The following is a 13,255-nucleotide window of genomic DNA, read 5'->3' as shown; positions in this document are numbered from 1 at the left end:
CCTAAAATTAAGCCTCTCGAGGAGCGTTGCAGCGTTGACCGGTCTTTCTCAAGACCCGGCCACGTCAGGCTCGGGATCGTAACGACGCTCACCTGATCTCAAAAATCTACAGGTGAGCCCGTGTCCCAGACGTCCCCGAAATCCGAGTCCCCAGAGACCCCAGGTACTCCGATTCCTCCGCCGCTGATGCTCTCGGGCCTCGAACCGGTCACGATCGGCGAGGGCGCCTTGTTCGTCAACATCGGCGAGCGCACCAACGTCACCGGTTCGAAAGCATTTGCCCGGATGATCCTGAATGGTCAGTTCGAGGAGGCGCTCGCGGTAGCACGCCAGCAAGTCGAGAACGGCGCGCAGGTAATCGACATCAACATGGACGAGGCCATGCTCGACAGCAAGGCTGCCATGGTCCGGTTTCTCAACCTGATCGCCAGCGAGCCCGACATCGCGCGCATGCCGATCATGGTCGACAGCTCGAAGTGGGACGTCATCGAAGCCGGTCTGCGTTGCATCCAGGGCAAGGGTATCGTCAACTCGATCTCGATGAAAGAAGGCGTCGACGGCTTCAAGCGGCAGGCCAAGCTGGTGCGGCGTTACGGCGCTGCAGCGGTGGTCATGGCGTTCGACGAAAAGGGCCAGGCCGACACCTACCAGCGAAAGATCGAAATCTGCGAACGGGCCTATCGCATCCTGGTCGACGAGGTCGGCTTTCCGCCCGAAGACATCATCTTCGACCCGAACATCTTCGCCATCGCGACTGGCATCGAAGAGCACAACAACTACGCGGTCGACTTCATCAACGCGACGCGCTGGATCAAGCAGAACCTGCCGGGTGCGCGCGTGTCGGGTGGCGTGTCGAACGTGAGCTTCAGCTTTCGCGGCAATGACCCGGTGCGCGAAGCCATCCACACCGTGTTCCTGTACCACGCCATCAAGGCGGGCATGGACATGGGCATCGTGAATGCCGGCATGGTCGGCGTGTACGACGACCTCGAGCCGGTGCTGCGCGAGCGGGTGGAAGACGTGGTGCTCAACCGCCGCGAAGACGCTGGCGAGCGCCTCGTCGAAGTGGCCGAGACGGCCAAGAGCGGCGCCAAGGACGAGAGCAAGAAGCTCGAATGGCGCGGCACGCCGGAGCACCCGGTGGCGGTCGACCAGCGCCTGTCGCATGCGATGGTGCACGGCATCACCGACTTCATCGTCGACGACACCGAGGAGGCCTACCAGATCATTTTGGCGAAAGGCGGCCGGCCGCTGCATGTGATCGAAGGGCCGCTCATGGCCGGCATGAACGTCGTGGGCGATCTGTTCGGCCAGGGCAAGATGTTCTTGCCGCAGGTGGTCAAGTCGGCCCGCGTGATGAAGTCGGCCGTGGCGCATTTGCTGCCCTACATCGAGGCGGAAAAACTGCTCGACGAAGCCGCGGGGCGCGATGTGCGCACCAAGGGAAAGATCATCATCGCGACGGTCAAGGGCGACGTGCACGACATCGGCAAGAACATCGTCACCGTCGTGCTTCAGTGCAACAACTTCGAAGTGGTGAACATGGGCGTGATGGTCCCGTGCCACGAAATTCTGGCGCGTGCCAAGGTCGAGGGCGCCGACATCGTGGGGCTCTCGGGCCTCATCACACCGAGCCTCGAAGAGATGCAGTATGTCGCCGGCGAGATGCAGCGCGACGACCATTTCCGCATCAAGAAAATCCCGCTGATGATCGGCGGCGCGACCACCAGTCGCGTGCATACGGCCGTCAAGATCGCGCCGCACTACGAGGGCCCGGTCGTCTACGTGCCCGATGCCTCGCGCAGCGTGAGTGTGGCGCAGAGCCTCCTTTCGGACAACGCCACCAAGTACATCGACGAACTCAACGCCGACTACGAAAAGGTGCGACTGCAGCACGCCAACAAGAAGCAGATACCGATGTGGTCGCTGGCGAAATCGCGGGCCAACAAGACGCCGATCGACTGGGCGAACTACACGCCGCCGGTGCCCAAGTTCATCGGTCGCCGCGTGTTCAAGAACTACGACCTGACCGAGCTCGCCAAGTACATCGACTGGGGCCCGTTCTTCCAGACCTGGGACCTCGCGGGTCCGTTTCCCGCCATCCTGAAAGACGAGGTGGTCGGAACCGAAGCCGTGCGCGTGTATGCCGACGGTCAGCGCATGTTGAAGCGCCTGATCGAAGGGCGTTGGCTCAGCGCCAGCGGCATCGTCGGTTTCTGGCCCGCCAACACGGTGAACGACGATGACATCGAGTTCTATACCGACGAGAGCCGCACCGAAGTCGCCATGACTTGGTATGGCATGCGCCAGCAGACCGAGAAGCAGATGATCGACGGCGTGATGCGACCGAGCCGCTGCCTGGCCGACTTCGTCGCGCCGAAAGACAGCGGCCTGAAAGACTATGTCGGCATGTTCGCCGTTACCGCGGGCCTGGGCGTCGAGAAGAAGGAGAAGTACTTTGTCGACGACCTGGACGACTACTCGGCCATCATGCTGAAGGCGCTGGCCGACCGGCTGGCCGAGGCCTTTGCCGAATCGCTGCATCACCGCGTGCGCACCGACCTCTGGGGCTATGCGCCGCACGAAGGCCTGAGCAACGAAGACATGATCGCCGAGAAGTACCGCGGCGTTCGTCCGGCGCCCGGCTATCCGGCCTGCCCCGACCACAGCGTCAAGCGCGAGATGTTCGAAGTCATGCAGTGCCAGGACATCGGCATGACGCTGACCGAAAGCCTCGCGATGACGCCCGCCGCCAGCGTCAGCGGCTTCCATTTGAGCCATCCTGACTCGACGTACTTCAACGTCGGCAAAATCGGGCATGACCAGTTGCAGGACCAGGCGGCGCGCAGGAAACAAAGCGAGGCCGAGTTGGAGCGGCTGCTGGCTCCGAATCTATAACCCGTCGGCCGGTGCGTCCGTGGCCGGCGACCGGGAGTTTCTATTTTCCAGAAGTTGATGTTTGCAGCGGCGCACTACGCGGCGCTGGCGGTGTTCGTCGTGAGCTGTTGGGGCTACGGGCGCGCCGTGCTGTCGCGCATCGGCGTGCCCACGCCGGCCGACGTTTGGCTCGAAGCGGCAATGAGCGTCACGCTCGGGGTCGGCCTGTTCATCTGCGCGTTTCAGGCATTGGCCATTGCGGGATTGTTCGGCGTGACGGGCGTGCTTGTGCTGGTCGCTATCGGCATCGGCGCTGCGGCGCTGCAAGTGCCGGCATGGCGGCGGCAATTGCGTGAGCGTGCCGCGGCTGCGGTCTTTCCTTCCTCCTGGGGCGTCGACGCGTCGATGTCATGGCTCGACAAAGCCGCACTCGCCGCGCTCGCGCTGATCGCTCTTCCGGCGCTGGTCGCACCGCTCGCACCGCCGGCGGTCTTCGACGAACTGATGTACCACCTGCCGTACGCGCGCATGCTGGCGCAGACCGGCACGCTCGGCATCCACGACTGGCTGCGCTACCCCTGGTTTCCGTACAACTACAACCTGCTCTATGCGGCCGCGCTGCTGGTCGGCGACGACGTGCTGCCGCACTTCCTGAGCGCGCTCGCGGGCGCGCTGTCGGTAGGGATGGTCTATCGGCTCGGACGACAGCACACCAGCCGCACGCTCGCGCTCGCCGGCGCCGCCATCTGGCTCGGCCTGGGCGACTACGCCAGTGCGCTGATCGACATGGGCGTCGCACTGTTCGTGCTGGCCGGCTGCGTCGCGCTGTGGTGGTGGCGCGAGGCGCAGGATGCGAAGAGTCCGCAAGCGCCGCGCTGGCTGGTCGTGGCGACATTTTTCTTCGGCGTGGCGGCAGGGTGCAAGTACCAAGCGCTGACTTTTCTTCCGTTGGTCGCGGTGTTCGTGCTGTGGCGCGAGCGTCGGCCCAAGGTGTTGGCGCTCGCGCTGTTGAGCTTCTTGCTGCCGTGCATCTACTGGTACGCGCGCAACGCCATCACGACGGGCGACCCGTTCAACCCGATCGGCGCGCGCCTGTTCGGCTTCACCAACTGGAACGCCGCCGACTATCAGAACCAGTTCGACGACGTGAAGGCGCACGCGGCATGGCCGAACCTGGCGATCTGGGGCGTCGTGCTGGCGCCTTTGAGCCCATGGTTCAGGCGGTCTGCGGCGGTGCGCGCGGCGGTCGTGTTCTGCGCCTACTCGCTGGTCGTCTGGCTCGTGACGTCGCGCTATCCGCGCTACATGACGGCGTCGTACCCGTTGGTCGCGCTCATGTCTGCGCTGGGCTGGGCCGTGTTCTTCAAGGCGATCGCTTCGGGCGTTCGCAAGGCCGCACCGGCGTTCGCGGCGTGGTCACGATGGTCGACGGTCGGCGTTTGGGTCGGTGGGCTGTTGATCGTCACGCTCGCCGCCATGTCGGTGCAACAGACATTCAAGAGAGGCGCCATGGTCTCGCTCACGCAGGACACGCGCGATGCCTTCCTGCGCGTGAACGTGCCGGGCTATGAAGTGATGCGCTACCTGCGCGAGCATCCGCACGGCAAGCTCTATCAGGTGGCGCTGAGCGAGGCGATCTACTACGGCCCCGACGAGGTTTGGGGCGACATGCTCGGGCCGTGGCGCTACGCCGATTTTCTGGCTGCGCCGCCAGCCGAGATGGCGCGCAAGTTCATGTCGCTGGGCTTCGGTTCTCTGGTCGTCGCCTCGCCCTATGTGGCGGGCCTCAGCAGCAAGCCCGGCTTCGACAAGCACTTCGTTCCACTGTTCGAAAAGGACGGTGCCAAGGCCTACCGTATCCTCGCGGACGCGCCATGACCGAACTCTCCTTACTTTCCCTGCGCATCGCCGCCGTCATCCCGTGCTTCAACGAAGCGCTGGCCATCGCCCAAGTCATCGCCGAGTTCCGCGACGTCTTGCCCGAAGCGCAGATCCATGTCTTCGACAACCGCTCCACCGACGACACCGCCGCAGTGGCACGCGCCAGCGGGGCGCGCGTCACGCACGTGGCGCTGGCCGGCAAGGGCAACGTCACGCGGCGTATGTTCGCGGATGTCGAGGCCGACGTGTACGTGATGGTCGATGGGGACGCGACCTACGATCTGGACGGCGTGCGCCCGATGATCGATGCGCTGGTGGCAGGCAACCTTGACATGGTGGTCGGCTACCGTGTCGACGACGGTGCCGATGCCGACACCTACAGGGCCGGGCACCGGCTCGGCAATCGCATGCTGACTGGCGCTGTCGCCGGACTCTTCGGCGGCCACCTCACCGACATGCTGTCGGGCTATCGCGTGTTCTCGCGCCGCTATGCCAAGTCGTTCCCGGCCGTGTCGGCGGGCTTCGAGATCGAGACCGAACTGACGGTGCACGCGCTCGAACTGCGCATGCCTTTCGCCGAACTGCCGGTGCGTTATCGCTCGCGGCCCGAGGGTTCGCACAGCAAGCTGTCGACCTACCGTGACGGCTGGCGCATCCTTAAGACGATCTGCAAGCTGTTCGTGAGCGAACGGCCGCTGCAGTTCTTTGCCAGCATCGCAGGGGTGCTGGCGCTCGTATCGCTGTTGGCCGCCCTGCCGCTAGCGCTCACTTACGTCCAAACTGGTCTGGTGCCGCGCTTGCCGACGGCCGTGCTGCTCACCGGCAGCATGCTGACCGCCATGCTCGCCTTCGTTTGCGGCGTGGTGCTGCACACGGTGACCATCGGCCGGCGGGAAGCCAAGCGGCTGCGCTACCTCGCGATTCCGGGCGTGCGACACGCTGTCGAGCCTTGAAGCATCCATCGATGTGCAGTGATCCGGCGATCAAAGCGCGATGAAGCTCGGTCGTGAATTCCTGACCTTCGCTGCGGTGGGCATCGTCGGCCTGGGAGTCGACGTCGGCGTGCTGTACCTCGCCGCGCCGGTGCTCGGCTGGTATGCAGCACGCGTCATGTCGTTTCTGGCCGCGGCCAGCACGACGTGGGCGCTCAACCGGCGCTACACCTTCGCGGCGCGGTCGTCAGACACGTCGATCGTGCGTGAGTACCTCGGCTATCTGGTGACGATGCTGGGCGGCGCCGTCATCAACTACGCGGTCTACGTCGCGACCCTGCACTGGATCGACGGTCGCTGGGCACCCGCGCTCGGCGTGGCGCTCGGCAGCTGCGCCGGCCTCACGCTGAACTTCCTGTCGGCGCGGCAGCTGGTGTTCAAGGCCCGGCGCGGTCCCTGACTGCGAACCGCGGCGCCACGCCGGGTAGGGCAGGGCAGGCTAGTCGAGCAGCGGCTCGAGCCCCGACGCGCTGTCGATTTCGGTGGGCTTGTAGAGCTTGTGCGCCGCCGCCGGGCCGGGGACATCGGTGACGACGACCAGGCGCCATTGGTCTGTCGTCTTGGCGCACGCGCGCTCTTGCGCCGAGAGCTGAAAGCTGGCCATCCCCGCCGCTGTGCCTTTCACCGCGAGCTTGAGCAACGTGGCGCCCTTCTTGTCCTTCACCTCGATGTCGTAGCCGAGGTTCTGGCCGACCACGTTCTCAGGCTTGTATCCGTAGCCCGCGAAGTGGCGCGTCAGATACTCCAGCGCGGCCGTCTGCAGCTCTTCGCGGGAGGCGACGACCACCACGACTTCCGGCGGCGGCACTGGAACGCCGCCCCGCGCACGTGCGGCCTGCATGTCTTCGTCGGTGGGCAGCCAGCCGCGCGCGCCGCGCACCAGCACTGCGACCTTCAGGTCGGCATCCCACGAAGCGACGTGCCATTCCTGCTCGTCCGGGACACGTGTCGAGACTTTGGCCGCCTTGTCCGTTTCCAGGTCTGCAATCTCGATGCGGTTCGTCTGCAATACGGCCCGCACGCCTTGGCCCGCGTCGAGCGACCGCTTGAGCAAAGTCAGACGGTCTTTGGCGCGCTGAATCTGCTGGGCGCTTCGCTCCCCGCCGTCCAGCCGGCGCTGCGCATCCAGCGACTCGAGATAGAACCAGCGCCCATCGCCGGAGATGCTGACCAGCTCCGCCCAGACGGTGGCGATCACGTTGTCGCCGGTCGCCAGCCAGGCGTGGTCGCCCGCCTTGTCGCGTGCTTCGAACACGCCCATGCGGGCGATGATTTCGACAGGCGTGCGCTTTTCGCCGGTGAGGCGCTTTTCGTTGATGAGGGCCAGGACGGCGGGTTCGACTTCTTTTTCCATACGGGAGGGAATCTGCGGGTTGTGACCGCTTCAAGTATGCCGCGAAGCGCTCTGGCCATTGTCGGGTGGCTCGCGCAGAATTCGTTTCGGGTTCGGCTTCGCTCAATTTGCAGGAGATACGAAATGACCCCTAAAAACACGATTTGTATTTGGTACGACGGCACCGCGCTGGACGCCGCCACCTTCTACGCCAAGACGTTCCCTGACAGCGCTGTGGGCGCCGTCCACCATGCACCGGGCGACTATCCCGATGGCAAGCAGGGCGATGTGATGCTGGTCGAGTTCACCGTTGCGAGCATCCCCTGCATCGGTCTGAACGGGGGCCCGCATTTCAAGCACAGCGAGGCGTTCTCGTTCCAGATCGCGACCGACGACCAAGCCGAGACCGATCGCTTGTGGAATGCGATCGTCGGCAACGGCGGTCAGGAAAGCGAGTGCGGATGGTGCAAGGACCAATGGGGACTGTCCTGGCAGATCACGCCGCGCGTACTGATGGCTGCCATCGCGGACCCCGATCGCACGGCGGCCAAGCGCGTGTTCGACGCGATGATGACCATGAAGAAGATCGACGTCGTTGCGATCGAGGCGGCGCGGCGGGGCTGAATGGTCGCCGGGCCGATGCCCGACAACGCGGGGCGCTGGTGGCGCTCAGTGCGCGCCGGAAACTACCGTCGGCACCTCGGTCGCAGGCGGTGTATTGCGACTCCGGCCGCAACGCACGATGCCGTCGATCATCACCATGCCGACGCCGGGAATGTCGCCGATCTGCACGCTCTCCAGCAGGCCCGACGCGGGCGAATGCTGCGCCCGGTCCATGAACACGAAGTCGGCATCGCGGCCGACCTCTATCAGGCCACTGTTCAGATTGCGGATGCGCGCCGTGTTGCCGGTCGCAAAGCAGAACACCTGCTCCGCAGGGATGTTGGCGAAGGCAGAAATGAACGAGACCATGCGCAGAATGCCGAGCGGTTGCACACCCGAGCCAGCCGGCCCGTCGGTGCCGAGGATGACGCGGTGCGGGCACTTGAGTTCGATGGCGGCGCGGGCCGCCGCAATGGCGGTTTTCTCGTTGCCGTTGTGCACGATCTCAATGGCGCGCGAACTCTTCTCACAGAGCTCGCACACATGCGCTTCGGGCAGCGAGGTGTGGCCGCCGTTGATGTGGCCGATGATGTCGGCGTCGGCTTCGAGCACTACGTCCTTGTCGATGTAGCCCGAGCCCGGCACCGAAGGGCCGCCCGTGTGGATGGTGCTCTGGATGCCGTACTTGCGGGCCCACGCGACCATCTCCTTGGCTTCGTACCCGGCCTTGACCGTGCCCAGTCCCACTTCGCCCAGCAGTCCGACGCCGGCTTCGGCCAGTTCCTTGAAGTCGCTCTCGACCATGCCTTTTTCGATGACCGGCGCACCGGCCAGCACCTTCACGCCGGCCGGGCGAAAGTTGTCGAACGCGCGTTGCGCCGTGATGGCGAGCGCCTTCAATCCGACGATGTCCTTCGGCCGACCTGGCAAGTGCACTTCCCCGGCCGAGATCATGGTCGTCACGCCGCCGTTCATGCTCGACTCGATCCAGCCGAGCTGGCTCTGACGCGGCGTCCAGTCGCCGAACACCGGGTGCACGTGGCTGTCGATGAGACCGGGCGCCACGGTGGTCTGGTGGCAGTCGATGACGGTCTTGGCACCCTCGACGTCCAGGTCCTTGTACTTGCCGACCGCGACGATCAAACCGTCGTTCACCACGATGGTGTCGGCATCGAGAATGGGCTTGTCGATGTCGCCCGAAAGTAGCAGGCCTATGTTCTGGATGACGACTTTGCCCGACTTGCCGCCGGTTGCGATTTCTGCCATTTCTTGACCTCGTGGGGGACTGTTGTTGGTTCATCGAGGACGCCGGCATCGACCGTGCGCAGCACGGTCTCGATGACGAAGTCTTCCCAGTGCGACACCGCTTCGGGCGTTTCGAGCGGCTCGCCCAGAAACGCCGTGAGCGTGTGTCGGTTCGACGTATAGAAGTAGCCGGTCGATGCGATCAGCAGATACAGATCGCGGGCGGCGACGTCGGCACGAAAGAGCCCTTGCGCCACGCCACTGGTGAGCAACTGCTGGATGATGGCGATGGCCTGCGAGGAGTACTCGCGCGCCCGCAGCGACTTGGCGATGTGCCGGCCCTTGTGCAGGTTTTCGGTGTTGAGCAGCGTGACGAACTCGGGGTTCTTGCGGTAGTAGCCGAGCACGAATCGGATCACTGCGGTGAGCGACTCGACAGGCCGCGTGGCATCGAGTTCGATCGAGGCCTCGGCCTCGTCCATGCGCCGATAGATGCCTTCGAGCACCGCGATGAAGAGGCCCTCTTTGCTGCCGAAGTAGTAATAGATCATCCGGTCGAACGACTTGGCGGCTTTCGAGATTTTCTCGACACTGCCGCCGTCGTAGCCGTACTTGGCGAAGACCTTGGTCGCCGCCTTCAAGATCGAATCGCGCGTGGCCTGCGCTGCAGCCTCGCGCACGCCGGTGCGGCGTGTGGGCTTGGCGGCGGCCTTGCGCTCCATTACTTTTCAGCGAAGGCGCGTTCGATGACGAAGTCGCCGGGCGTCGAAGTATTTCCTTCTTTGAAACCCTTCGCTTCGAGCATGTGCTTTAGATCGACCAGCAGGCCGGGGCTGCCGCACAGCATGACGCGGTCTTCTGAGGCGTTGATTGGCGGCAGGCCCAGGTCGTCGGTCAGCTTGTTGCTCTCGATAAGCTCGGTGATGCGGCCCATGTTGCGGAACTCTTCGCGCGTCACGGTCGGGTAATAGAGCAGCTGCTTTTCGATCATCTCGCCCAGGATTTCGTGCTTGGGCAAATGGTCGGTCACCAGGTCGTGGTACGCCAGCTCGTCGATCTGGCGCACGCCGTGCACCAGGATGACCTTCTCGAACTTCTCGTACGTTTCCGGGTCGCGGATGATGCTCATGAACGGTGCGAGGCCGGTGCCGGTGCCGAACAGATAGAGCCGCTTGCCGGGCAGCGTGTAGTCGATCAGCAGCGTGCCCGTGGGCTTGCGACCCACGATGATGGTGTCGCCCGGCTGGATGTGCTGCAGCTTCGAGGTGAGAGGGCCGTCTTCGACCTTGATGCTCAGGAACTCCAGGTGCTCTTCGTAGTTGGGGCTCACGATGCTGTAGGCGCGCAACAACGGCTTGTTGTTCACCTTGAGGCCGATCATGGTGAAGTGGCCGTTCGAGAAGCGCAGGGAAGGATCGCGCGTGGTGGTGAAGGTGAACAGCCGGTCGGTCCAGTGGTGGACGGTAAGGACACGTTCTTCGCTGAATGCACTCATACGGGATTCGATGTTGGTTGTGAACAGAAGTCGGTCATCCGATTGTCCTAGGTTGCCAAAAGCCTTGCGAACCCGCTTTGGAAACGCCGCTCGAAAACACCATTGCAAGCCTTGGGCCCGTTTGCTACATTGACCATGAATGTAGTGAACGCCACATGAAAGTGTAGGGAATGCTACACAAATGTCAGACGCCGGACAAGCGCGGCTGTCGGCACGTTTGTTGCACGCAGCGGGAATACGCGTCCAGAAGAATCCTCACGAGATCGCCACGATGACCGAACACACCAAGACAGACGGATTGCCCGGCATGGACATGCCGGTGCCGGCCAGCCGCGAAGACAGCGCCGTCGCCAAGCCGGCCAAGATCGAGTGCAACGCCTGTCCCGTGCTGTGTCAGATCTCCGATGGCCGCACCGGCGCCTGCGATCGGTACGCCAACCGCGACGGCGTACTGGTGCGCGTCGATCCCGTGGTGCTGCTGCGTCGTGAGCTGTCGAGCGCCTCGCCCGCACTCGTACCCTTCGACCGACCGGCAGCAGAGACCGCCGATGGCATCGACCCCGACTGGAACGGCGACCTGCTGCATTCCGACGAAGTCTTCGTTACCGGCGTCGGCTCGTCGACGACGTACCCCGACTACAAACCAGCGCCCTTTATCGTGGCGTCGAAGGCGCGCGGCGTGGACATGATCACCGTCGTGACCGAAGGCATCTTCAGCTACTGCAGCCTGAAGGTGAAGATCGACACCGATCGTTTTCTGGGCGCCGAGCAGGCCAACGTGCGCTACCGAGGCGAAGTCGTGGGGCACGTCACCACGGCGGAGTACGGTTCGCAGATGCTGTCGCTCGGGGGTGTGCATCACCTGACTGGCGGCAGCAAGAAAGAAGGCCGTATGACGGTCGAGCTGATGCAGTTGCTCGGTAACAAGAAGCCGGTCGAATGCACCATCGACGGCGGCGCCAGCATGGTGATCCAGGCCGGCAAGGCGCCGATCGTCAACGGCGTCGAAGAGCAGCGCATGCGTGTCGGTTGCGGCTCGGCAGCCGTCGGCATCTTCGCGCGTCAGTTCGCCAGCGTGGCCGACGAGGTGGTGGTGGTCGACGACCACATTACCGGCGTGCTCACCGAACACCAGGCCGGCAAATGCCTCGATATGCCGAAGTCGGGGGTGCAGATGCGCGGCCGCAAATCGACGCCCGGCCGTTACTTTCAGGTGGCCAATCCGGGCAATGGCTGGGGCGGCACCGACATCGACGATCCGCTGTCCATCATCGAAGGCTGGGAAGAGGGTGTGGCCAAGCCCGGCTTGCGACTGCTGATGACATCGACCACCGGCGAGCACGCGCAGTGGTACGTGTTGGACGACGCGCTGCGGCCCGTCGAGCAGCCGATGCCGTCCGAGGTGCGCCGCATCGTCGAGCGCATCGGCGAGAACTGCGAACCATCGCTGTGCACGGTGTTGTTTCTCGGCGGCGCCGGCGGCAGCCTGCGCGCCGGCGTCACGGAAAACCCGGTGCTGCTGACGCGTGCCATCAAGCAGGCGCTGGTCAACGTGACCTGCGGCGGCGCGCCGGCCTATGTATGGCCCGGCGGCGGCATCACGGTCATGGCGGATGTCATGCGCATGCCCGACAACAGTTTCGGCACCGTGCCGACGCCGGCCATCGTGGCGCCGATCGAGTTCAGCATGCGGCGCGACGACTACGCCGCCCTCGGTGGCCACATGGACAGCATCTTTTCGCTGGAGCAGGCGCTCGCGCGCGGGGCCTGGCAAGACGATGGCGCCCCGCTCGCGCGCCAGTGGCTGACGATCGACGAGGCCAATCCGTGGCCACTGGGTCAACCGCCCATGCTGGGTTAAGGCACTGCCGAAAATGACGGCACAACGCAACCGGCTCGACGCGGACCGCTGGCATTTCAGCCACGGGCCCATCGACGTCATTGCCGAGGCACATGGCGATGCAGCGGTCGTTGCCGCGGCGCATGAGGCCGCCTGGCAGCGCTTCGCCTGCGTGCTCGACGAACTGGTGGGCGAGCTGCGCGAACTGCGTCGACCGATTCAAACAGTGCAAGCGACGCACACGCTGCGCGGCCCCATCGCACGCCGCATGTGGTCGGCCTGCGCACCCTTCAGTGCTGGCTTCATTACCCCGATGGCGGCCGTCGCCGGCTCGGTCGCGCAAGAGCTCGTTGCCTGCTATCTGCGCGCCGGCATCGAACGTGCCTGGATCAACAATGGCGGTGACATCGCGCTGCACCTCGCGCCGGGCGCGCAGGTGCGCATCGGCCTGCTGGCGGACATCGGGACCTTCGATTGGCGCGGCGCCGGCCCGCTCCTGACCGACGGCCAATTCGACATCACTGCCGACGTGCCGGTGCGCGGTGTCGCGACCAGCGGCTGGCGCGGCCGCAGCTTGTCGCTCGGCATCGCGGACAGCGTCACCGTGCTGGCGGCCACCGCAGCCGAGGCCGATGCGGCGGCAACGGTGATCGCCAACGCGGTCGATGTCGACGACGTGGGCATTCGACGCAAACCGGCCAGCGAATGCAAGGACGACAGCGACCTCGGTGACATCCCTGTGACGGTCGATGTCGCGACGCTGGATTCCGTGCAGGTGCGGCGTGCGCTGGACGCGGGATCAGCCTGCGCGCAGGCGCTGCAAGCGGCCGGCCGCATCCATGCCGCTGTGCTGGTTTGCCAGAAGCAATGGCGCGTCGTCGAGCCCTTATGCTCGGACGCACTGCGTGTCGCGCAGCCCGTCGGGCGCGTCGCGATGTCTGCAGTTGGTTCAGTATTTGCTTAACGAAAAGCAAGGCAACTTTCAATGA

11 protein-coding genes and 1 riboswitch are annotated in these 13,255 nt (G+C 64.6%); of the genes, 7 read left to right on the top strand and 4 right to left on the bottom strand.

Annotation, left to right across the window (positions count from 1 at the left end):
* Positions 1 to 12: 12 nt before the first annotated feature.
* A riboswitch (S-adenosyl-L-homocysteine riboswitch) is annotated at positions 13 to 97 on the top strand.
* 74 nt (positions 98 to 171) lie between these two features.
* From metH to QN413_RS14580, 4 genes are read left to right on the top strand one after another with little or no spacing between them, the layout of a single operon-like run.
* Entirely contained in the window at positions 172 to 2,898 is a 2,727-nt protein-coding gene (gene metH, locus QN413_RS14595; RefSeq protein ID WP_416352186.1) for a methionine synthase, read from the top strand.
* A 57-nt stretch (positions 2,899 to 2,955) separates the two neighbouring features.
* Entirely contained in the window at positions 2,956 to 4,755 is a 1,800-nt protein-coding gene (locus QN413_RS14590; RefSeq protein WP_323497304.1) for an ArnT family glycosyltransferase, read from the top strand.
* Entirely contained in the window at positions 4,752 to 5,711 is a 960-nt protein-coding gene (locus tag QN413_RS14585) for a glycosyltransferase family 2 protein (protein ID WP_323497303.1), read from the top strand. Before QN413_RS14590 ends, QN413_RS14585 begins: the two co-directional genes overlap by 4 nt.
* A 40-nt stretch (positions 5,712 to 5,751) precedes the next feature.
* Positions 5,752 to 6,150: a GtrA family protein gene (locus tag QN413_RS14580; protein ID WP_323497302.1), complete on the top strand. Its 399-nt coding sequence runs from the start codon at positions 5,752 to 5,754 to the stop codon at positions 6,148 to 6,150.
* Positions 6,151 to 6,189: 39 nt separating this feature from the next.
* Here the strand turns inward: QN413_RS14580 and QN413_RS14575 are convergent, their stop codons facing one another.
* On the bottom strand, positions 6,190 to 7,104 hold the full coding sequence (locus QN413_RS14575) for a protein NO VEIN domain-containing protein (protein ID WP_323497301.1): 915 nt from the start codon (positions 7,102 to 7,104) through the stop codon (positions 6,190 to 6,192).
* A gap of 123 nt (positions 7,105 to 7,227) precedes the next feature.
* Here QN413_RS14575 and QN413_RS14570 point away from each other — a divergent pair, with 123 nt between their 5' ends.
* Entirely contained in the window at positions 7,228 to 7,707 is a 480-nt protein-coding gene (locus tag QN413_RS14570; RefSeq protein WP_323497300.1) for a VOC family protein, read from the top strand.
* A 45-nt stretch (positions 7,708 to 7,752) separates the two neighbouring features.
* Here QN413_RS14570 and QN413_RS14565 read toward each other — a convergent pair whose 3' ends face one another.
* Genes QN413_RS14565 through QN413_RS14555 form a run of 3 tightly spaced genes read right to left on the bottom strand, consistent with a single transcriptional unit; the run spans position 7,753 to position 10,426 of the window.
* Positions 7,753 to 8,952 (bottom strand): amidohydrolase family protein, encoded by a 1,200-nt coding sequence (locus QN413_RS14565; RefSeq protein WP_323497299.1) that lies wholly within the window; start codon positions 8,950 to 8,952, stop codon positions 7,753 to 7,755.
* Positions 8,898 to 9,653: a TetR/AcrR family transcriptional regulator gene (locus QN413_RS14560; protein WP_323497298.1), complete on the bottom strand. Its 756-nt coding sequence runs from the start codon at positions 9,651 to 9,653 to the stop codon at positions 8,898 to 8,900. The genes QN413_RS14565 and QN413_RS14560 overlap by 55 nt, the downstream gene beginning before the upstream one ends.
* The gene (locus QN413_RS14555) at positions 9,653 to 10,426 is read right to left on the bottom strand and encodes a ferredoxin--NADP reductase (RefSeq protein WP_323497297.1); all 774 of its coding nucleotides are present in this window, start codon (positions 10,424 to 10,426) and stop codon (positions 9,653 to 9,655) included. Before QN413_RS14555 ends, QN413_RS14560 begins: the two co-directional genes overlap by 1 nt.
* 271 nt (positions 10,427 to 10,697) lie before the next feature.
* Here QN413_RS14555 and QN413_RS14550 point away from each other — a divergent pair, with 271 nt between their 5' ends.
* Both QN413_RS14550 and QN413_RS14545 read left to right on the top strand, forming a co-directional pair.
* Entirely contained in the window at positions 10,698 to 12,287 is a 1,590-nt protein-coding gene (locus QN413_RS14550) for a 6-hydroxynicotinate reductase (protein ID WP_323497296.1), read from the top strand.
* Between the two features lie 13 nt (positions 12,288 to 12,300).
* A complete protein-coding gene (locus tag QN413_RS14545; RefSeq protein WP_323497295.1) occupies positions 12,301 to 13,230 on the top strand; it encodes a UPF0280 family protein in 930 nt (309 codons plus the stop codon).
* The last annotated feature ends 25 nt before the right edge of the window (positions 13,231 to 13,255 follow it).

Origin of the sequence: Variovorax sp. LG9.2 (genome assembly GCF_035018885.1) — a bacterium.
In the GTDB taxonomy this organism is placed as follows: Bacteria; Pseudomonadota; Gammaproteobacteria; order Burkholderiales; family Burkholderiaceae_C; genus Variovorax.
This window is presented reverse-complemented; position numbering and strand designations above follow the sequence as displayed.